This is a genomic window from Cephaloticoccus primus (assembly GCF_001580015.1).
In the GTDB taxonomy this organism is placed as follows: domain Bacteria; phylum Verrucomicrobiota; class Verrucomicrobiia; order Opitutales; family Opitutaceae; genus Cephaloticoccus; species Cephaloticoccus primus.
Window position 1 is genome coordinate 63,709 of sequence record NZ_LSZQ01000042.1, and the last position, 20,666, is coordinate 84,374.

At 61.7% G+C, this 20,666-nt stretch carries 14 protein-coding genes and 1 tRNA gene; 11 read left to right on the forward strand and 4 right to left on the reverse strand.

Going from position 1 to position 20,666, the window contains the following annotated elements; translation table 11 throughout:
• Window positions 1-2: 2 nt before the first annotated feature.
• The 3 genes from AXK11_RS05460 (at window position 3) to AXK11_RS05470 (ending at window position 7,132) form a co-directional block, all read left to right on the forward strand.
• Window positions 3-1,805 carry a ClcB-like voltage-gated chloride channel protein gene (locus AXK11_RS05460; protein WP_082780925.1) on the forward strand — a complete coding sequence of 601 codons (1,803 nt, stop codon included), beginning with the start codon at window positions 3-5 and terminating at the stop codon, window positions 1,803-1,805.
• A gap of 531 nt (window positions 1,806-2,336) precedes the next feature.
• A complete protein-coding gene (locus AXK11_RS05465) occupies window positions 2,337-2,570 on the forward strand; it encodes a hypothetical protein (RefSeq protein WP_068630095.1) in 234 nt (77 codons plus the stop codon).
• Between the two features lie 371 nt (window positions 2,571-2,941).
• Window positions 2,942-7,132, forward strand: coding sequence for an autotransporter outer membrane beta-barrel domain-containing protein (locus AXK11_RS05470; protein ID WP_068630097.1), 4,191 nt, complete (start codon window positions 2,942-2,944; stop codon window positions 7,130-7,132).
• A gap of 227 nt (window positions 7,133-7,359) precedes the next feature.
• On the opposite strand, the gene AXK11_RS09445 is transcribed toward AXK11_RS05470, so the two are convergent.
• The 3 genes from AXK11_RS09445 to galE form a co-directional block, all read right to left on the reverse strand.
• The gene (locus AXK11_RS09445) at window positions 7,360-8,847 is read right to left on the reverse strand and encodes a phosphodiester glycosidase family protein (protein WP_197456817.1); all 1,488 of its coding nucleotides are present in this window, start codon (window positions 8,845-8,847) and stop codon (window positions 7,360-7,362) included.
• Between the two features lie 385 nt (window positions 8,848-9,232).
• Window positions 9,233-9,308 (reverse strand) — tRNA-Ala (locus tag AXK11_RS05485).
• 115 nt (window positions 9,309-9,423) lie between these two features.
• Window positions 9,424-10,395 carry a UDP-glucose 4-epimerase GalE gene (galE, locus tag AXK11_RS05490; RefSeq protein ID WP_068630104.1) on the reverse strand — a complete coding sequence of 324 codons (972 nt, stop codon included), beginning with the start codon at window positions 10,393-10,395 and terminating at the stop codon, window positions 9,424-9,426.
• A 64-nt stretch (window positions 10,396-10,459) separates the two neighbouring features.
• Between galE and AXK11_RS05495 the strand changes: the two genes are divergently transcribed.
• The 8 genes from AXK11_RS05495 to AXK11_RS05530 all read left to right on the forward strand — a co-directional run bounded on the left by AXK11_RS05495 (window position 10,460) and on the right by AXK11_RS05530 (window position 18,823).
• Window positions 10,460-11,698 carry a beta-ketoacyl-[acyl-carrier-protein] synthase family protein gene (locus tag AXK11_RS05495; RefSeq protein ID WP_068630106.1) on the forward strand — a complete coding sequence of 413 codons (1,239 nt, stop codon included), beginning with the start codon at window positions 10,460-10,462 and terminating at the stop codon, window positions 11,696-11,698.
• A 51-nt stretch (window positions 11,699-11,749) separates the two neighbouring features.
• The gene (locus AXK11_RS05500; protein ID WP_068630108.1) at window positions 11,750-12,007 is read left to right on the forward strand and encodes an acyl carrier protein; all 258 of its coding nucleotides are present in this window, start codon (window positions 11,750-11,752) and stop codon (window positions 12,005-12,007) included.
• A 45-nt stretch (window positions 12,008-12,052) separates the two neighbouring features.
• A complete protein-coding gene (locus AXK11_RS05505) occupies window positions 12,053-13,585 on the forward strand; it encodes a phytoene desaturase family protein (protein WP_068630110.1) in 1,533 nt (510 codons plus the stop codon).
• A 123-nt stretch (window positions 13,586-13,708) separates the two neighbouring features.
• Window positions 13,709-15,220, forward strand: coding sequence for a phytoene desaturase family protein (locus AXK11_RS05510; RefSeq protein WP_068630112.1), 1,512 nt, complete (start codon window positions 13,709-13,711; stop codon window positions 15,218-15,220).
• A 38-nt stretch (window positions 15,221-15,258) separates the two neighbouring features.
• Window positions 15,259-15,798 carry a 3-hydroxyacyl-ACP dehydratase FabZ family protein gene (locus tag AXK11_RS05515; RefSeq protein ID WP_068630114.1) on the forward strand — a complete coding sequence of 180 codons (540 nt, stop codon included), beginning with the start codon at window positions 15,259-15,261 and terminating at the stop codon, window positions 15,796-15,798.
• 6 nt (window positions 15,799-15,804) lie between these two features.
• Complete coding sequence (locus AXK11_RS05520) at window positions 15,805-16,713, forward strand: enoyl-ACP reductase FabI (protein ID WP_082780928.1); 909 nt, start codon at window positions 15,805-15,807, stop codon at window positions 16,711-16,713.
• 29 nt (window positions 16,714-16,742) lie between these two features.
• Window positions 16,743-17,783 (forward strand): 3-oxoacyl-ACP synthase III, encoded by a 1,041-nt coding sequence (locus AXK11_RS05525; protein ID WP_068630116.1) that lies wholly within the window; start codon window positions 16,743-16,745, stop codon window positions 17,781-17,783.
• A complete protein-coding gene (locus tag AXK11_RS05530; protein ID WP_082780929.1) occupies window positions 17,777-18,823 on the forward strand; it encodes an alpha/beta fold hydrolase in 1,047 nt (348 codons plus the stop codon). Before AXK11_RS05525 ends, AXK11_RS05530 begins: the two co-directional genes overlap by 7 nt.
• Window positions 18,824-18,957: 134 nt before the next feature.
• On the opposite strand, the gene malQ is transcribed toward AXK11_RS05530, so the two are convergent.
• The gene (malQ, locus tag AXK11_RS05535) at window positions 18,958-20,505 is read right to left on the reverse strand and encodes a 4-alpha-glucanotransferase (protein ID WP_068630156.1); all 1,548 of its coding nucleotides are present in this window, start codon (window positions 20,503-20,505) and stop codon (window positions 18,958-18,960) included.
• Window positions 20,506-20,666 lie beyond the last annotated feature (161 nt).

Below are 20,666 nucleotides of genomic sequence, written 5' to 3' on the forward strand. Positions count from 1 at the left end.
CGATGAAGGCAGTCACCGATCCGGCCAAGCAGTTTATGGAGCGCATGCTGCGCTTGATGCGCTGGCGGGTCTGGCTGGCGGAGAAGCTGCACCCGACCGAGTGGCAGGTCACGCTCATGTGGGCCGCGCTGGCGGGTCTGCTCGGCGCGCTGGCGGCCTTGTTTTTCTCGGCCTGTGCGGAAGGCGTTCACCAGGTGCTGACGAACTCCACGGCGGGCGTGGTCGAGTCGATGCGCGTGCTGCCGTGGTGGGCGCGGCTGCTCGTGCCTGCGCTGGGCGGCTTGCTCGCGGGTACGGTGCTGCTGCTCGGCGCGCGTTTTCTCAAAGGCCAGAGCGCGACCGACTACATGGAGGCCATCGTGATCGGCGACGGGCGGATGCCGCTGCGCACCAGTCTGGTCAAAATCACGGCCTCGCTCTTCACAATCGGCTCGGGCGGCTCGGTCGGGCGCGAAGGCTCGCTGGTGCAGCTCGCTGCCTTGCTGGCCTCGCTGGTCGGGCGCTGGCGGCGCTTTTCGCCGCAGCAGTTGCGCCTGCTCGTGGCTTGCGGCGCGGCGGCGGGGATCGCCTCGGCCTATCACGCGCCGATCGGCGGCGCGTTTTTCGTGGCAGAGATCCTGCTCGGCACCATCGCGATGGAGAGCCTCGGCGCGCTGATCGCGGCTGCCGTCGCCGCCACGCTCACGATGCAGGCGCTGGGGAGCTCGGGCGCCCTGTACGCGGTGCCGCGCTTCGAGCTGCACTCGCCGTTGGAGATGGGTCCATACCTCGTGCTCGGCCTGTTGGCGGGAGCGGTGGCGCCGTTTTTCCTGCGCTCGCTGCGTCGCGCAGAAACCCTGTTTGTCGAAACGCAACTCCCGCTCGTCGCGCGGCTGACGCTCGGCGGGCTGCTCGTCGGCGCGATTGCCATCAGCGTGCCCGAGGTCGCGGGCAACGGCTACACGGTGGTCGTCGATATTTTAAACGGGCGGATCGCATGGCTCGCCCTGATCGGCATCCTGGTCTGCAAGTGGCTGGCGACCGCCTCCTCCGTGGGCTCGGGCGCGCAGGGCGGCGTATTTACGCCCACGCTGTTTATGGGCGCCTCGGGCGGCTATCTCTTCGGCTCGGCCGTAAACGGCGTGTGGCCGCAGGCCGCCATCGATCCTTCGGCTTTTGCACTTGTGGGCATGGGCGCCTTCCTCTCGGCGGCGAGCCGCGCGCCGCTGATGGCGGTCATCCTGCTCTTCGAGATGACGCTGAGCTACAACATCATCCTGCCGCTGATGCTGTGCAGCGTCGTCGCCTACTTCACGGCGCGGGGGATCGACTCGCACTCGCTCTACGGCGAAGTGCTCAAGCGCAAGGAAGCCGAAAGCCCCACCCATGCGCTGGAGCACCGCAGCGTGCGCGACCTCATCAAGGTCGATCCGCCCACCGTGAGCCCGCGCGCGCACTTCGCCGAGCTCGCCAAGCTCTTCCTCAGCGTGCGGATCAACAACGTCTACGTGGCCGATGAGGCCACACGCCGCTGGATCGGCGCCGTCTCGCTCCACGACATCAAGCCCTACCTGAGCGAGCCCTCAATGGTCGATCTGGTGCTCGCAGGCGACATCCTGCGCGAGGATTTCCCGACCCTGCGCCCCGAGCAGTCGCTCAGCGAAGCATTGGGGAAATTCATCGGCAGCGAAGTGCAGCGGCTGCCCGTGGTCGATGCCAGCGGAACGCTCCTCGGCAGCATTTCCAAAAACGACCTCATGCTCGCCATCGTCGAGCAGCAGAAGTCCGCCCCCGCCCCTCTCGCCTCCGCTCCGCGTAGTGCCTAGCGGCTCGCACAATGAACGAGTCGAAGCCCTTGCGCGCAGCGGCAACGTCGCTGCGGCCCATAAAACGGTCAACGACCCCACTGCGCGTGGGGCGGTGGCGGGTCGCCACTGCCATTCAATTTGCGATTTTACCCGTGCGCTGCGCGCCCGAGCAAAATCGCAAATTTAACGGGACATCCCCCTGTCGCTTCGCGACAGGCCGTGAGGAATTAAACGCGGATGAAGCAAACACCTTCAATTCGGTCGCGACGAAAGGGTTTACGGGTTAAATCTCCGACCCGACCGGAAGGTCGGATGTTTTCAACTGTGCGGCTTGCTCGTCGGGCGTTCCGCCCGACAGCAAGCCGCACAGTAAATGGGAGCGGGCACTGCCCGCCGCCCCACGCGCAGTGGAGGGGTGATCCGCCGCCGTTTTGCAGCGGGCCTGCGGAATTTTCACACGCACTACAAACAGGCTGTTGATGAGTGGACCTTGTACGATAATTCTGGTCCTTCACTGGTCATCATTGAAAAGGGAGCAGGAATGCAGCCATGACGCCTGAAGAGATTGCAAAAATTGCCGACCCCGAACTCAGGGGGGCCACCGCCGCGCTTCAGAGGGCGGCTCAGATGGCGCGGGAGATTGCGATCCAGACCAATACCGCGATCATCGTGAGGGGAGAGGACGGGCAAATCCGCCGGATCACGGCCGACGAGCTGCGCAGGGAAAAAGCCGCTGCCGAGGCTGCCGAAGCGGCGGCCAGGACGGCGCGGGCGGCTCGCTGATTTTTGCGCCCCCCTTGGCGCCGCAAGACGTGACCGGAGGCGTGGAGCACCAGCTCAGCCTCCCGAACAGCGCATATTTTGCTCAATGAAGGTTCGTGACCTCACAGCCTCGCTGAGCTCAGGCCCATAACATCACGGCTGCGGAGGCGCAGTTTGGTTAAGAAATGCGTGGACTTGTGCATTAAATGCGCAGTTTATAGAACACTCCAAGAGACCCGACCGTTCCCGTCTCCCGAGGGCGCCTCCCCTGAATCCCTTAAGCCACGCAAGATAACCCAATTTATGGCAACTTTTTGCCGCTACATGCGCATTAATTTATACGTATTTTTGCTATCCATTTGGCATAAAAAGCTTATCCCTCTCCCCCAACAATGAATGTGAACGCCAAGCCAGCCCAGCGAGATTCGAGGGGCGATTTCCGCCCACTCTCCACCGATAGCACGTTTAGCATAGGCTCCCCACGGGCCCGCATATCGACCTGCGGGCTTTTTTTAGCGCTCGGGATTGGACTCGGGCTGCCCGGGGCGGCGCGCGCGCAGCTCCTCATCATCCCGCCCGGCGTTTACCAGTGGGATGGCGGGGCAGGGACGCAGAGCTGGGGCGACGCGGCCAACTGGTCTCACGCCAATGCAGCCAACGACAACCAGGTGCCGCCTTCTGATGCGGCTGCGTTCTTCGATGCGCTCTCCAGCTTCGGAGCCGATCCCGACGCGCGCGAAGAAATCTCCGTCTTGGGCGACACCTCGATTGGCTCGCTCTGGTTTGGTGCGCACAACAACGGCCCGGCCTACACCCTATCGAGCACCGGCAAACTCACACTCGGCGAAGGTGTGGCGAACCAGGGAAACCTCATCGGCGTGGTCGACTGGTATCGCTCGCGCGAGACGCGGATCTTCGCGCCCACGATCTCGCTGCACAACTCAGCCCCCAACACCGTGCGGATCAGTAACCAGAGCATGGCGGGGCTCCTGATCGGGGGCGGCCCCGGCGATTCCAGCAGCACCTTCGACCTCGGCTCGCATACGCTCCAGATCCGCGGCGGCTCCATGACCCACATCGCCTCCTCCCTCACCGGCACGGGGCGGATCGATGTCGAGACAGGCAGGACGCAGCTCATCCTCAACGCCGATAACTCCGGCTGGACTGACGGTTCGCTCAATATCGCCGGTCACGCGATTGCCGTGATCAAACACAGCGGCGCGCTGGGAGAGAACATCACTGTAAACGAGCACAGTCGTTCTTCATTGCCTGGGTGGGACCATGGGACGCTGATGCTTCGCCCGACGATTACTGCGGATGGGGAAGGCCTAAGCGGCCTGACCGTCTCGCCCAAGGAGATCTTCGTCTACAGCCAAGGAGCGGGGCGTGCCACTAACATAAATCCCAATTCTGGTAACTACGGAAAAATCGGTAGTGGGACTGGGGGACTTTACAATGATGGTGGAAACAACACGATCACTTCGGATATTAAGGGTGGGGGTGGTTCTATAGGAGGGAATTACTTCTATTCGCGCTCCGGAAATTTGAAGCTAACGGGGAGGATCAGACTTGATGGTAATTTTACCAAAGAAGGATGGGGGACGATTACCCTGACCCGTGGCCTAAACCCGAATTTCGGGTATGAGGCTCCAGACTCGGGTAATACGTGGTCTGTGGGTATTTTTCTTAATAAGGGAGAGTTGCGAATCGAGGAGACTCACTGGGCGCTGTTTGGCGGTTTTGGCACATCGTATCTCTCACCGACCGGTTCGTATATCCCGCTGGATAATATGTCTCCAACACTGTATTTTACTGGCGGTGTGCTTGGGCTGGGGGTGGATACACACTTTAATCGCAAGGTCGGCGACGGGATAGGCGCCAGGTTCGGCGGTTCTTACAATGGTAATAGTACAACTATTATCGAAGCAGCCAACGTTTACTGGGGCGGTAGAGGTGGGTTTATCGCACGGGGCGGGATTCGGACCGTCGAGCTGACCTTGGATAAGGGAGGCTACATTCCAGACCCGAATGACTCGACAAAGCTGGTAAAAAACTGGGAGCTCGGCGGGACGCTCAACTGGCACAAGGGCGGCTTCATGGGCGCATGGGAGGGGAGAGCTGTATTCGGAGGGAGCAACACCAACCGGAAATTGGGCGGGCCGCTTGTCCTCGGCTCGGATAGTTACGAAAACTACCTCATCTGGAAAAACCCGATCTACTTTGGGAATCGCAATCAGTTTCAAAGTGAACTGGACGTCTTCCAGACTGATGCAGGGCTGAGCTATTCCTTCTATGCCCCAGGACGTGCCATTGAGGTGCAGGAGGGCGTGGCCGAAATGCAGGGCAAGTTGAGCGGCGAGGGCTTCGATCTTGTTAAGCGGGGGAAGGGCCTCCTGCGGCTGACGAGTACCGAGTCCAACTATGAGCGCCAGTTTTACGCGAAAGATAATGTGTATCAGGGCGGCCATACCATTATCGAAGCAGGAGCGCTCCAGGGTGCGACCAACAACCTGGACTTCAGCAATGTCATCCTCTCGGACGGCGTCTACATGCCGAACACGGCGAACTTGACGAGCGTCCCCGGCCTCGGTCGCCTCTTCAACGTCACACTCGGCACCGGCACGGGACAGTTCCGGTGGATGGCTTCAACGGGCACCGGCGGTGTCTCAATCTCACGCGGCGGCGGTTTCGCCGCAGGCGAGCAGGACACTGTGATCCGGATCGGCACTTCGACCACAGCACTAAATTGGGGCACGGGCGGCACCCAGCACTTCCTCACCAGCGGAGCCGAGCTGATCCTCGGCCACTACCTGTCTGGCGCCACGCTCACTTGGGACAAGGCACTCACGCTGAAAGGCAACGACATCCAGACGCTCCGCGTCATCCGGGGGCGAAAGAACATCGATTTCGATGCCGTGCTCACTCAAAAAATCACCGCTACCGAAGGCCTTAATGCCGGACTCCGCATCGTGGGCGATATATACGACAAGGGGACATACGATATAAATGAAGATATGCACAATGGCCGGGTCGCCCTGCGCAACGGTGACAATGAGCTCAACAACCTCATCATCTCGGGGGCCAGTGCTACGCTTGACCGCGCAGGGAAAATCTCGGGTGCGACTCATGTCCTCGTCGATCAAGGCGGCACACTCACGCTCGATAATCGCTCGCAGAGCGTCGCCAACCGACTGGCGACAAACTCCACCCTTGAGCTCGATGCGGGTAACTTTCGCTACCTCAAGCGCACCAGCGGCAGTGACGTAGCTGGCGCAAATACCCTCGGCACGCTCAAACTCTCCGGCGGCGCCAACACCATATCGACCGACTCGGTGCTCAACTTCGGCGGGCTGGAGCGGGTAAATGAGCGTACCACGCTCAACTTGGGAGGCGAAGGAGGGTTTCTTCCCGGCTCTGGCCCGATACTGGCGTTTTCCGGATCAAGCGCAACCTACCTCGAATGGCTGACTGTCGGCGGTACCGATTGGGCCGTTGGTAACGGCAGCGGCCAATGGAGCCGGATGACTGGCTACACCAGTAACCTCAACGGAGGTGCCACTAGCCACGCCCGTATCGCCAACAACAACGCCACAGTTTCTCAAAACCGCAGCATCCGCTCGCTCGCCTTGGCGGGCACCGGCTCGGTGACGATCAACTCGGGGCGGACGCTCACTGTCGGCTCCGGCGGTCTGCTCTTCACCTCCTCCAATGCCTTGTCCACTCCCTCAATTCTGGGCAGCGGCTCCTTGGCGACGTCGGGTGGGAACGCGTTCTACGCGCACGTTTTCTCCCCGGTGGCGAACGTCTCCGCCACCTTTACCGGAGGGAAGGATTTGGTAAAAACCGGATCGGGCACGCTCTCGCTCACGGGTGGCGGAATGCACAGCTTCAACGACGTTTACGTTCACGAAGGCCGGCTGGAGCTCAACCTCGGGAGTAGCGGCAGATTTAACGCCAGCGGTAAAATCTACGTCGGCGACCGCTCGGGGACAGACGTTCTCCGGCTGCCGCAATTTGATAACCAGATTAACAGGAATGCCCACGTCGTCCTGCGTGGCGGCGATTACGGCGCGGGCGTCCTCGAGTTTGCGCTCAAGCCAGCGGGCTTGCCCGGCACGACCGCCTTTGAGGGGACGACGCACCGGATCGGCACACTGGAAGTCCAAGGCTTTGGGGTAATCGACTTCCGCGGCGGCGAAGTCGGCCATGCCAACTACCTGTACATCGACGAACTGATCATTGAGTTCGGCTCAAAGCTCGCTGTCCGCAACTGGTTTGAAGGTGAAGACTTCCTCCTCGTCCACCGCTCCAAAGCGGATGAATACACCTACGCCGCCTCCAACCCAATGGATGTGGGGATCATTGGGAACTCTCACCAGCGCATTTACTTTGAGGGCTACGAAGGTGTACTCCTCTTCCTCAACCACTACGACGAAGACTACTACGAAATCACGCCCTTCCCGCGCGCCAAAGCCACCTACCTCCCCGAGCCGAGCACCTACGGCGCCCTCCTCGGCACCCTCGGCCTCGGCCTGTTTTTCTACCGCCAAAAACGCCGAAAAAAATCTCGCCCGTCCCAGTGAGGTATCACGGGGTGTCCCCTGATGTAGCGGGTGAGCCAATCGGGACTGGTGTTTAAAATACTTGTGACGGGGAGAGGTGGGTATCTTCTTCCATAACCTGTGAAGAAGTTATTCCTTATATTTTTCTGCGAATAAAAGCAGTGAAAAAAGTGCACAGGCCGCTGCGACCTGTGCACTTGAACAGTATGCAGTATGACTAATTTTAGTTTCCTGGAATGAAACACTGATCAGTCTTCATCATCGACGATCAGCACCATATCTCCTACCCAACGATTATCATCGTAAGGCGTGATCATGTGAAATTCGGGGTCTTGGCCCATGACCTTGCCATCAATGACCATAATACTGGAGAAAACACCGTCATCCAGATTGGCTGCATTGATAAGCCCGAGATGGTTCGCTAGCTTCTGCATTTGGTAAAGAGTAACCCCAAAACGCCCCCCATGGCTTGCTATCCGATTTACTGAAGTTCCGTCCACGTAGATCAGGTAAAACTTTCCATCGGCAGATTGCCCAAGTGCTGTACGCGTATGAAAATCTAGATGATAAAAGGGCTCGGGCATTGGAGAGTTTTCGCCGTCTTGAACAAGGGCTGGTGTCGCGAGCCAAGCATTGAGACCTGGTCGGCCTGGTATGTTTAAGTCCAACTCCACGGGGCCCGCAGCCGCTGCCTCCTTAAGGATTTTCTGTTTCTCTCCTGTTGCCAAAATGAGTGGGCCTCCGCTTTCAATAAAGTAACCATCATACAGATAACCATCTTCACCAATTTGCATCTTGAGGAGGGGGATTTTATGCGTGCCATGAGAGAGAGGCGCGCTCTCAGCCACCATTGTATCCATCGCAATAAGCTCATCTTTACCGGGCTCAGGCATGCGGTCAATACCGTCGATCGTTATGCTTTTCTTGCCTCCAGCCCACTTGAACACAGGCATCGGAAACAAACTCCTCTTATCTATCATGGTCTCAATCTCACCGTTGCCCTTGTTGTCGAGATAGAAGTTACTGCGCCATGAGTCTGGGTTGTACGGATCTGGCTCGTGGTGCCACTTACCTTCGGTAATAGAGATAGCTGTGGGCACACCCGCTATTTCATTAATTGAGTGCTCGAAATAAGCACCGTTGGTCGCTACTACTGCATTACGCCGACGCGCCACTTCCAAGGGCGTTTGGCGCAGTGCCGTGCGAGACCACTCACTAATGACCTTCCCTCGATATTTTTTGGGGTCAACGACCACTATATCAATAGACCACGGGCCATGATTCCAAGTAGGGGAAAAAGTCGGGCTACCAATGAAGGGGGTGCGAATGGATAATTTGCGCCCAGCCTGCCTAGCTTCCTCCCGGGTCTCAAATTCACCGGCAAATAAGACGTAATATGTGCCCAATGGACTCTCAAACGTATGCTCCCGAACCTTATAGCCCGCTTGGGTAAGCGCCTGCTCAAATGGAGCCAAGGTGGAACGGTCAAGCGAGTGACTACTCTGAAACGCTACCTTTGGAGGGCCATCCTTGGGCCACGCTCCGCGTTCGATGTGTACGTGGGTCAGGCCTGGGCGGAGCTCCCTGATCGTGCGGGTTTCCTGAAGGTCATCTCGACCAATCGGGAGGGGGCCCGGGGGTAAAACGGCCTGCGCCGCGAACGGAGCAGCAAGCAGACCAAGTAAAAGGGCCGCCTTGGGAAATCCGGGTGTCCGGTAGTGACTTATCTTATCCATTATCATTGGGATTAGGTTTATACAGGAGGGGAAAGGGGATGAGGTCGGTGCTTTTTTGCGTTTACCCAGCTCGACTTAACAGACCTTTTAAGAGACTTGATTTTAGCGCTTAAGCTCTTGATAAGCACGTACTCCTGAAAATTTCAGAGACAGGCGGAGCACGGTACGTGCCAGTGGGGGGATGGGGAAAAGCGAAAAACTGAGGAACCAAGAAAGCCAACGGCTAGGAAATGTGGGGCGAAATCCGAAATGCAATACTCTTCTACCTCATAGTCCAGTTCGCCCCTTCGCGGAGGCGGCGAGGAAAACTCACCTGTATGCCTTCCCGGCAATCCGACAGGAAAAGTTCAAGGCCGCTTGCCCGCCAGTCCGGCCTTGGTAAACTTGGTGGACCCTAGCGGGTTCGAACCGCTGACCTCCTCAATGCCATTGAGGCGCTCTTCCAACTGAGCTAAGAGCCCATTCATCCAAGTGAAGGGCCGCTAAAATCCAAGCTGGATGGATTATGGCAAGGCTTTTATCGGAGATTTTGAGCGTGGCGAGAGAAGGGGGACTCACTCGTGTGTGCGCCGTTTCTTACTGGGCGGAGTACCAGCGCCAGGCGGTTTCCACGATGGGTTCGATGGTGCTGAATTTGGGTGTCCAGTTGAGCTCGGATTTTGCCTTGCTGGAATCAGCGTAGAGGGCGGGGGGATCGCCCGCGCGGCGCGGCGCAAAATTGTGCGGGACGGGGCGACCGGAGACTTTTTCAATCGCGCGCAGGACTTCGAGGACGGAGCTGGGGGTGCCGGTGCCGAGGTTGTAAAAGAGGGCGGCACCGGGAGCGTCCAGTTTGGGGAAAACGGCGATGTGTGCGCGGCTCAGGTCGTCAACGTGTACGTAGTCGCGCAGACAGGTGCCGTCGGGAGTCGGGTAGTCGTTGCCGAAGACTTGCAGTGCGGGGCGGCGGCCTGTGGCGGCGTCAAAGGCGAGCGGGATGAGGTGCGTCTCGGGTTCGTGTTTTTCGCCGATGCTGCCGTCTTCGGCAGCGCCCGCGGCGTTGAAGTAGCGGAAGGCCGCGAAGCTGAGCCCGTGTGCGTGAGCGAGCGCCTTGAGTGCGTTCTCGATATCGAGTTTGCTCTGCCCGTAGGGGTTGATCGGTGCCTGTGGAGTGTCCTCGGTGATTGGCATTTTCTCGGGGATGCCGTAGGTCGCGCAGGTCGAGGAAAAGACGAATTTCTTGACGCCTGCATCGAGCATGGCGCGCAGCAGGTGGAGCGTGCCGACGACGTTGTTGAAGTAATACTTGAGCGGATCGGTGACGCTCTCGCCGACGTAGGCGTAGGCGGCGAAGTGCATGACAAGCTCGATCTTTTCCTCGCGCAATATGCGGCCCACGGTGGCTTCGTCGCCCAGGTCTGCCGTATAAAAGGGCAGGGTGGGCGGCACATCTTCGCGGTGTCCGTAGACGAGGTTGTCGAGCACCACGGGCGAGTGCCCGGCAGCGACGAGTTGACGGACACAATGGCTGCCGATGTAGCCAGCTCCACCTATGACGAGAACTTTCATGCGGTGAGCCTTGTATTGCGGCACTCACCGGATTGGCTAGCGCAATCCCCACCCACATTTTTGCATGAAGCACGCACGCATCGTCATTACCGGCCTCGGCCTCACCGCGCCCAACGGCAATTCGCTCGCCGAATTTCGCCAAAACCTGCTCTCGGGCGTCGCCGGTATCGAGCGCCTGGACATCCGCTATGTGGGCGAGCAGCTCGCCGGGGTATGCCACTACGATCCGCTACGGTATCAGACTAAGAAGGAGCGGCGCGTAGGGACGCGGGCGGGCTCGATCTCGATCTACTGCGCGCGCGAGGCGCTGGCCGATAGCGGGGTGAATTTCGCCGCAGCGGATAAGGACCGCATCGGCATCTACATCGGCTGCACGGAGCACGGTAATGTGGAGACGGAGAACGAGATCTATAACATCTCGCAGTTTGGCTACGACACGAAGTATTGGTCGCACTACCACAACCCGCGCACGGTCGCCAATAACCCTGCGGGCGAGGCTTCGCTCAACCTCGGTGTGACCGGCCCCGTGTACACGATCGGGGCGGCTTGCGCGGCGGGAAACCTCGGGCTGATCCATGCCACGCAAATGCTGCGGCTGGGTGAGGTGGACTTCGCGATTTGCGGCGGCGTGAGCGAGAGCATCCACACCTTTGGGATTTTCGCGGGCTTCAAGAGCCAGAACGCACTCGCCAGCCACGCCGATCCGCACAAGGCCAGCCGCCCCTTCGACAAGGCGCGCAACGGGATCGTCGTCTCCGAAGGCGGCGCGCTTTTTACGCTGGAGCGGCTCGAAGATGCCCAGGCGCGCGGCGCCAAAATCTACGGCGAGATCGCGGGCTACCACATCAACAGCGACGCCAGCGACTACGTACTGCCCAACCCCGCGCGCCAAACCCAGTGCGTGCAAAAAGCAATCGCGCACGCGGGCCTGCGCGCCGCCGATATCCACATCGTCAACACGCATGCGACCTCGACTCCGCTTGGCGACATCCAGGAGTGCGAGGCCATCCGCGCCGTCTTCGGCGAGGGCTGCCCGGACACTTACATCAACAACACGAAAAGCTACATCGGCCACTGCATGGGTGCGGCGGGCGCGCTGGAGCTCGCGGGAAATCTCCCCGCCTTCGACGACCTCACCGTGCACCCGACCATAAACGTGGACGAGCTCGACCCGGCCTGCGCGCTCCCGAACCTCGTCCTCAACGCGCCGCGCCGCGCCGCCCGCATCGATACGATCCTCAACAACTCTTTTGGCATGCTCGGGATAAATTCCGCGTTGATTGTGAAGCGCTTCGTGCCCTAGATCGCCGCCCCTTGCACATCCCGCACGGCTCCCTCCATCCCCTTTCCAATCATGACAAAAGACGAATGTAAACAGGTGGTCATCAACATCATTGCGGACATCGCTCCCGATGAGGACTTGAGCAGCCTGAAGCCCGATCTGCGCCTGCGCGACCAGCTTGAGCTCGATTCGATGGACTTCCTGGACATCGTCATGGAGCTGCGCAAGCAGCACGGCATCGAAGTGCCGGAAGCCGATTACCCGCAGCTTGCCAGCCTCGATAGCTGCGCCGAGTACCTGACACCGAAGTTTGCCGCGTTGGGAAAATAATCCCACCCCGCGAGCCAACGGACGGGCGAGCCAGAGCACAAACCCATGAGCGCGGTCGCGGCGGACGAGGGCGGCAACGCGCCGAACCAAGAGCAGCAACACTACGACGTCGCGATTATCGGGGCCGGGATGTCCGGCCTCGCCGCGGGGATCCGTCTCGCGCACTTCGGCAAGCGCGTGTGCCTGTTTGAGCGGCACAACGCGATTGGCGGGCTCAACAGTTTTTACAGCTTGGGCGGCCGAAAATACGATGTCGGCCTGCACGCGGTGACCAACTTCGTGCGCCCGGGCGTGAAGGGTACGCCGCTCACCAAGCTGCTGCGCCAACTGCGGATCGACCGCGAGGAATTCGCGCTGTGCGAGCAACGGCAAAGCCGCGTGAGCTTCGGCCCGAGCGGCGAGCACACACTAAAATTCAGCAACGACCTCGCGCTGCTGGAGAGCGAGGTCGCCCGAGAGTTTCCGGCGCAGATCGACGGCTTCCGCGCGCTCGTCGCCGCAGTGCGCCGCTACGATGATGTGTCGCTCGATGCGCCACAGGTATCCGCGCGCGAAATCGTCGGCCGCCACATCACGGATCCGCTGCTCACCGACATGCTTTTTTGCCCGGTGATGTACTACGGCAGCGCGAGCGCAGGCGACATGGATTTCGGCCAGTTCGCCATCATGTTTAAGGCGCTGTTCTTCGAGGGCTTTGCCCGCCCGCTGGATGGCGTGCGCGTGATCCTGCGAGTGCTGCTGGGCAAATACCGCGCGGCAGGCGGCCAGCGGCGGATGAAGTGCGGGGTGCGAAAAATCATTTGCCGCGGCGGCCGCGCCGCTGCGCTGCTCCTCGATTCGGGCGAGGAGGTCACCGCTACGCACGTGCTCTCCTCGGCAGGCGCACCGGAGACATTCGCCATGATCGAAAATGAGGCAGGCGGGGAAGGGGAGCGCGGCGGCGCAGACCGCAGGCCCGGGCAGGCCCTCGCAGCTTCCGCTACGCCGCTGGCTCGCGCGGGCGGACACTCCTTTGTCGAGACGATCACGGTGCTGGAGGAGCAGCCCGACGAGCTCGGCTGGGGAGAAGACACCATAGTTTTTTTCAACGACTCGGAGCGCTTTCACTACGGCTGCCCCGAGGCGCAAGTCGATGTGCGCAGCGGGGTCATCTGTTTCCCCAACAACTTCGCCTATCCCGATGGCCAAAACTTGAGCGAGGGCTTCGTGCGGCTGACCTGCCTCGCCAATCCGCAGCGCTGGTTTGGCCTGCCCGAGGAGCGTTACCGTGCGGACAAGCAGCGCTGGTTTACCGAAATCGAAAAAAGTGCGCGTCGCTTCTTGCCGCCGCTCGGAGCGGGCTCGCTCGCCGAACGCGCTGTGGCGACCGACATGTTTACGCCGCGCACGATCCACAAATACACGGGGCACGCCAACGGCGCGATCTACGGCTCGCCCGAGAAAATCCGCAGTGGGCGCACACCGCTTGCCAACCTCTACCTCTGCGGCACTGACCAAGGGTTTCTGGGCATCATCGGCGCAATGCTCAGCGGCATCTCGATGGCCAACTTTCACATCTTGCAGGGCAGCCGCAGTTGAGGGCCAGGGAGCGTTCGGGCCTCCACCGCGCGTCCCCCCGCTAAAATCCGGACGAACTTTGTCCCGCGTGCCCTTCGCCGCTTGCCAGTCGCACGGGCGTCCATTCTCTCGACAGCTTTTTACATGGCTTACGACTGGTTAAAAGGTGTGGACGACGAGTATGACGTCATCGTCATCGGCAGCGGCTTGGGCGGGCTCACCGCGGCCAATTACTTGGGAAAAGCCGGTCACAAAGTCCTGCTGCTGGAGCATCACTACCAGTTCGGCGGCCTCGCCACGTGGTTTACGCGTCGCGGCGGGCACATCTTTGACATCTCGCTGCACGGCTTTCCGGCGGGCATGAAGAAGAGCTGCCGCAAGTACTGGACGCAGGAGATCGCCGACTCGATCCACCAGCTAAAGGACATCCGCTTCATCAACCCGCAGATGGATGTGCGCACGACCTTCACGCGCGAGGACTACACCCGCGCCCTCGTCGAGCAGTTCGGCGTGCCGCGCGCGCAGGTCGAGGCCTTCTACGACCACCTGCGGCAGATGAATTATTACGACGATAACCCGGAAACCACGGGCGAGCTTTTCGAGCGTTTCTTCCCCGGGCGGGCCGATGTGCACCGGCTGCTCATGGAGCCAATCGCCTACGCCAACGGCTCTACGACCGAGGATCCCGCGATCACCTACGGAATCGTGTTTTCCAACTTCATGGGCTCGGGCGTCTACACCTTTCAGGGCGGCTCCGACACGCTCATCAAGAAGATGATCGCCGAGCTGAAAAAGAACGGCGTGGAGTGCCGCAAACACGTGCGCGTAAAAAAAATCCTCGTCGAAGAGCAGGGAGCGGCCGACTCGCTCACGGGCCAGCCACGCCGCCGTGCGGTCGGCATCGTCGCGGGGCACCACGATCGCGTGATCCGCGCCAAGGCGATCCTCTCCAACGCGAACATTAAAAACACCGTTCTGCGCCTTGCGGGCGAAGCGCATTTCGAGCCCGACTACCTCGCGGCGGTCGAGGCCGTGCGGCTCAACACCAGCAGTTGCCAGGTCTACCTCGGCATCCGCAAGGGCGAGTCGATCCCGCACATCGGCGACCTGGTATTCACCTCCGATGCGCCGCAGTACAGCAGCGCCGAGCTCACCGACCTGCACACCACGAGTCGCACATTTTCAGTCTACTATCCCGACACGCGTCCGGGCTCCGACCGCTACACCGTCGTGGCCTCGCTCAACAGCCGCTACCTCGATTGGGCCAAGCTGAGCGAGGCGGAGTACGCGCAGCACAAGCAGCGGCTGATCGACGAGGCGATTACCTCGCTCGAAAAATTCATCCCGGGCGTGCGCGGGAAAATCGATTGGGCGGAGGCCGCCACACCGCGCACCGTCGAGCGCTACACCACGCACTGGAACGGCGCCTCATTTGGCACGAAGTTTGAGGGGCTGAAGGTCTCGATGGAGCTGCCCGAAAAACTCCCGGGCCTCTACCACGCGGGCAGCGTCGGCATCATCATGTCGGGCTGGCTCGGCACGATTAACTACGGCGTCATCACCGCCAACAAGATCGATAAAGCGCTCTTCGATTTGAAGAAAACGGCTACAGTGGAATCGACACCGCCACGGGTCGCCGCTCCCGCTGCCCTCTAAAAAAACCAACCACTCACCGTTTTAGGAAAAACCGCCCAATGACCAATGAAGTCACCGCGCTGATCCCGCACCGCCCGCCTTTTCTCTTTGTCGACCGTATCTTGAGTGCGGATGGCGACTCGCTCACTGCCGAGCGCACCTGGCGGGCCGAAGAGGATTTCTATCGCGGCCACTATCCGGCGGCGCCGATCACCCCGGGCGTGCTCCTCTGCGAAGCGGTTTTCCAGACCGGCGCGCTCTTCATGGCCAGGCAGGCGCAAGCCGCAGCACAAGCAGAGGCCGGAAGCGGCAGCGGCTCCACGTCGATGGGCGAGGGCGTGCCGTTGCTCGCCAAGATCAGCGATGTGCGGTTTCGCAACCCCGTCTTCCCGGGCGAGGTTGTGCAAATCGAGGTGCGCAAAAAAGAAGTCCTCGGCGGCTTCACGATGATGGACGGCGCGATCCGAAAGGCCGACGGCACGCGCGTCCTCACGGTCAGTTTTGCAGTGGCGTGGAAAACCCCGGAGGCCAAGCCAGCGCCCCAAAGTTCCGGAACTGTGGCCGCCCGCGCAGCCGTCGCGGAAAAGTCGCCCCGATAACCACCGATGAGCGACTTCCTCCAACTTCAGGGCAAGCGCATCCTCGTCCTCGGCGTCGCCAACCGCAAAAGCGTGGCGTGGTTTATCGCCAAGGCTCTCGAAGAGCAGGGCGCGACCGTCATTTACAGCGTGCGCTCCGAAGCGCGCCGAAAATCGCTCGAAGCCCATCTCGCGGAAAAACCGGTTTACCTGTGCGACGTCGAGGAAGAGGGCGCCGCCGCGCGCCTCGCCGCGCAGGTCGCCGCCGATTGCGCCGGCCCGCTGCACGGCATCGTCCACTCGGTCGCCTTTGCCAATTACAGCGCGGGCTTCCGCCCCTTTCACGAGACGCGCCGCGCTGACTTTTTGCAGGCTACGGCGATCTCGGCCTTCTCGCTCGTGGAGCTCGCCAACGCGTTCAAGGCACAGCTCGCGCCCGACGCTTCGGTCGTGACGATCGGCATCTCCTCGCTCCAGGTCACGCCCGACAACTACGGCTACATGGGCCCGATCAAGGCAGCGCTCGAGTCCAGCGCGCGCTTCCTCGCCAAGTCCTTTAGCGCGGACACCGCGGTGCGCTTCAACGTCGTCGGTGCAGGCCCGCTCAAGACCAGCGCCTCGGCGGGCATCCCCGGCTACCTCGAAAGCTACCTGTACACCGAGAAGCTCACCCTCCGCCGCAAGAACCTTTCCACCGCCGAGGTCGCCAACGCCGCGCTCTTCCTCCTCAGCCCGCGCAGCAGCGGCATCAACGCGACCACGCTCGTAGTCGATGCAGGGCTGGGCTCCAACTTTTATGACAAGGAGCTCGTGCGCCTCGCCATGCGCCCCGAGCAGGGGCCGGGCACCGCCGCGCGAGCAGCAAGCAGCGCCTCTGCGCTGCCACCACCGGGCAGCACTCCGAACCACAGCGCTGCAAATCCGCTCGCGCCCTGAAGTCTCCCGCCGCCGCCGCTCTCCGCCCGATGAAATTTTCCTGCACCTGCATCGAGTCGCTCGAAGTCGTATTGCCCGAGGAAGTGCTCAGCTCGGCCGATATCGAGCAGCGGCTGCGCCCGCTCTACGAGCGGCTGCGCCTGCCTGAAGGGCGCCTTGAGCTGATGACCGGCATTCGCGAGCGCCGCCTGTGGCCCGCAGGGAAGCGCCCTTCCGATGCCAGCGCGCGCGCAGGCCGTGCCGCGCTCGCCCGCTCCGCGATCCGCCCCGAGCAGGTGGAGCTCTACATCCACGGTGCCGTTTGCCGCGATATGCTGGAGCCCGCTACCGCGTCCTTCGCCCATCGGAAAATCGGCCTCTCGCCGCGCTGCCAACTCTTTGACCTCTCCAATGCCTGCCTCGGTTTTCTCAACGCGCTGACAGTCGCCGCGAGCATGATCGAGTCGGGGCAGATTCGCGCCGCGCTCATCACTTGCGGCGAAGACAGCCGCCCGCTCGTCGAGCAGACCTTGCGCACGCTCAACGCAGAGCCGCTGACGCGAAACGGCATAAAGCCTTATTTCGCCAATCTGACAATCGGCTCGGGCGCAGTCGGCGCAGTCCTTTGCCATGAAAGCCTCGTCGGCGCCGGGCGGCCCGCGCACCGGCTGCTCGGCGGCGTCGCCCGCGCGGCGACCGTGCACAGCGAGCTTTGCCAGGGCGATACTCACGGGGCCGACTCGCTCGCCATGCAGACCGACTCCGAGGCACTGCTGGTCGCGGGCGTAAACCTGGCGGCGGAGACCTGGGCGGAGTTTTGCGAGATGACCGGCTGGACGGCCACCACCCCCGACCGCTTCATCTCGCACCAGGTCGGCAGCGTCCACCGGCGCAAAATTTACGAAACGCTCGGGCTCGATCTGGCAAAGGACTTTTCGACGCTGGAGCGGCTCGGCAACACGGGCTCGGTCGCGCTGCCCGCGACGCTCGGCCTCGCCGTGCAGGAGGGCGCCATCGACCACGGCGACAAGGTCGCGCTGCTCGGGATCGGCAGCGGCCTGAACTCACTCATGCTCGCGCTGGAATGGTAAGCCAATCGACAGCTCCTCCGGCAGCGCCGCTTGAGAGTCCGGCGCACCACCACGCTGCCCGTGCGTTTGCTGGCGGCGCAGGAGAGCAGGCGCCACCTGCCAGAGTCGCGACTGCTGCTGCGGAGCCGCGCATCCCCGCCGAGCTGCGCACGCTTTATCCCTTTTCCTCACACTGGTTTCGCACGCCCGGCGGCGCGCAGATGCACTACCTCGACGAATACGGACAGGGAGGGGAGGGGCGGGAGGGGATGCCGCACACCGCCTCCGCCGAAGCTGTCCTGATGCTGCATGGCAACCCGACCTGGTCCTTCTACTACGCGCAGCTCGTGCAGGCCCTCTCGCCTGCGCTGCGCTGTATCGTGCCCGACCACATCGGCATGGGGCTTTCGGAGAAACCGGAAAACTACAGCTACCGACTCCAAACGCGGATAGACGACGTCGCCGCGCTCGTCGCGCAACTCGGGCTTCGGCGCGTGCACCTTGTCGTGCACGATTGGGGCGGGGCGATTGGCTTTGGCCTTGCCGCGCGCCACCCCGAGCTGATCGGCCGCATCGTCGTCCTCAATACGGCGGCCTTTCCCTCACCGCGGATTCCTGCGCGCATCGCCCTGTGCAAGGCCCCGCTGTTCGGCCCGCTCATCGTGCGCGGGCTCAATGGTTTTGCGTGGCCCGCGCTATCAATGTCGATGGCCCGCCGAAGGCTCAGCGCGCTTGAAAAACGCGCGCTGCTTTTGCCCTACGATTCGTGGGGCAGTCGCGTCGCCGTCAGCGGTTTCGTGCGCGACATCCCGATGCGTGAATCACACCCGAGCTGGCCCGCGCTCAAAGGCGCGGAGCAGGGGATTTTCCGGTTCAAAAACCACCCCGCACTAATCCTCTGGGGCGGCCACGACTTCTGCTTTAACGTCGCATTTTACGACGAGTGGAAAAAACGCCTCCCGCAGGCCGAGGCGCATTTCCTCGCCGACGCCGGACACTATGTGCTGCTCGACGCCGCCGAAGAAATCCTCCCGCGCATCACCCGTTTTTTGTGCGCTTGAGCAGGAGCAGGGCGCGCGCGCAACGAGAAGTTACCCGCCCGGAGGAAGAGCGCCGGGGAAGAGCGTTACGCGCTGCTTGAGCCGCGGGAGCCCCATCGAAGGCGGGCAGCTCTCGCTTCGCGATCACCACTCGCTCACGTGCGCCCGTAGAGGGCGGCGAGTTCGCTGAGGTAAGCGGCGCTTTCGTGGGAAAGCCGCTCGAGTTGTCCGGCAGCGTAGCGCCAGCGCCAGTTTCCGGCGGGCGTGCCCGGGATGTTGAAGCGGGCGTGCGAACCGAGGCCGAGCAGGTCTTGCAGCGGCATTACGAAAAGCCGGCTCACACTCGCATAGCCCGCGCGGATGAAGTCCCAGTTTATCGCCGCACCATCGACGCGGAAGTAGATGCGCGCGTGGTGTCGGGCGGCCTCGCTGGCCGCAGCGTACCAGCCCAGCGTCGTATCATTATCGTGTGTGCCCGGGTACAGCACGCTGTTGGCCCGCAGGTTGTGGGGCAGGTAGTGGTTCTCCGCCGTTTCGCCGAAGGCAAATTGGAGAATCGCCATCCCGGGAAGTCCGGTCGCCTGGCGCAGCGTGTGCACCGAGGGCAAGAGCTCGCCCAGGTCTTCGGCGATGAGTCGGCAGTCGGGCAGTTTTTCGCGGATTTTTTGGAAAAACCCCAGTCCCGGGCCGGGCTGCCATTCGCCGTTGCGGGCAGTCGGCGAGTCGGCGGGGATGGCCCAGTAGCTGTCAAAACCGCGGAAGTGGTCGATCCGCACGACGTCGCAGAGCGCGAAGTTGGCCCTCAGGCGAGCGATCCACCACGCGTAGCCTTCGGCTTTATGCTGCGCCCAATCGTAGAGCGGATTTCCCCAGAGCTGGCCCTCGGCGGAAAAGTAATCGGGAGGCACCCCCGCGACTGTGCGAGGCCGGCTCGTCGCGCGATCGAGCTGGAAAAGTTCGGGGCGGCTCCACGCATCGGCACTGTCGCGAGCGACGAAGATCGGCGCATCGCCGATGATCTGGATCCCCAGCTCCTGAGCGCGCGTGCGCACATGCTGCCACTGGCCGAAGAAGAGGTATTGGGAGAAGCGATACGCATCGGCGCCGAGGCTGATTTCTTTGCTGCGGGCGAGCGTGGATTTCCTGGCCGCCTGGCAGCTGCGCAGCGAGTCCGGCCACTCCCAATAAGGCGCCGTCCCGAAGTGATCCTTTAGCGCCATGAAAAGCGCGTACGGATCGAGCCACCCGGCCTGATCGGCGCAAAATGAGTCAAAGTCGCCATAAGGAAGCGCCATGTTTGGCGCTGCCCGGAAGCGCGCGTGCGCCTTGAAAAACAGCGGCCACTTGAGCGCGTAAATTTGCCCAAAATCGACCGAGTCGGCGGGCAGGGCGCGGAGCGTGTGCAAATCTTCCGGATCGAGGAGGCCGAGCTGTTGAAGCGGGGCGAGATCGACGAGGTACGGATTTCCGGCAAAGGCCGAAAAACACTGGTAGGGCGAATCGCCAAAACCGGTCGGCCCAAGCGGGCAAACCTGCCAGTAGCGCAGCCCCGCATTTTTCAAGAAACCGAGCAGCACATCGACCGCTCCGTCCAACACTCCGATGCCTTGATCTCCGGGCAGGCAAGTCGGGTGCAGCAAAAGCCCCGCGGCGCGTTGGGTTAACCAATCAAAAAGGGGAAACGCTGGTCGCGAGGAGGGCACTCCCAACTTCAGGGCGAGAAAAAGCCCTGTGCCAGAAAAATAGGGGAACTTACTGACCAAGAGAAAAGCCCGTGGGCCTGGAAGCCTCTTGGGGCCCTAAAGTCGAGGTTGGAGCATCCATGGTCTCATGCTCGCGCTGGAATGAAGGATCGCCTCCGTGT

Coding starts and splice junctions, on each gene's coding strand:
- AXK11_RS05460 (WP_082780925.1), top strand. CDS start 3: ATGAAGGCAGTCACCGATCCGGCCAAGCAGTTTATGGAGCGCATGCTG.
- AXK11_RS05465 (WP_068630095.1), top strand. CDS start 2,337: ATGACGCCTGAAGAGATTGCAAAAATTGCCGACCCCGAACTCAGGGGG.
- AXK11_RS05470 (WP_068630097.1), top strand. CDS start 2,942: ATGAATGTGAACGCCAAGCCAGCCCAGCGAGATTCGAGGGGCGATTTC.
- AXK11_RS09445 (WP_197456817.1), bottom strand. CDS start 8,847: ATGGATAAGATAAGTCACTACCGGACACCCGGATTTCCCAAGGCGGCC.
- galE (WP_068630104.1), bottom strand. CDS start 10,395: ATGAAAGTTCTCGTCATAGGTGGAGCTGGCTACATCGGCAGCCATTGT.
- AXK11_RS05495 (WP_068630106.1), top strand. CDS start 10,460: ATGAAGCACGCACGCATCGTCATTACCGGCCTCGGCCTCACCGCGCCC.
- AXK11_RS05500 (WP_068630108.1), top strand. CDS start 11,750: ATGACAAAAGACGAATGTAAACAGGTGGTCATCAACATCATTGCGGAC.
- AXK11_RS05505 (WP_068630110.1), top strand. CDS start 12,053: ATGAGCGCGGTCGCGGCGGACGAGGGCGGCAACGCGCCGAACCAAGAG.
- AXK11_RS05510 (WP_068630112.1), top strand. CDS start 13,709: ATGGCTTACGACTGGTTAAAAGGTGTGGACGACGAGTATGACGTCATC.
- AXK11_RS05515 (WP_068630114.1), top strand. CDS start 15,259: ATGACCAATGAAGTCACCGCGCTGATCCCGCACCGCCCGCCTTTTCTC.
- AXK11_RS05520 (WP_082780928.1), top strand. CDS start 15,805: ATGAGCGACTTCCTCCAACTTCAGGGCAAGCGCATCCTCGTCCTCGGC.
- AXK11_RS05525 (WP_068630116.1), top strand. CDS start 16,743: ATGAAATTTTCCTGCACCTGCATCGAGTCGCTCGAAGTCGTATTGCCC.
- AXK11_RS05530 (WP_082780929.1), top strand. CDS start 17,777: ATGGTAAGCCAATCGACAGCTCCTCCGGCAGCGCCGCTTGAGAGTCCG.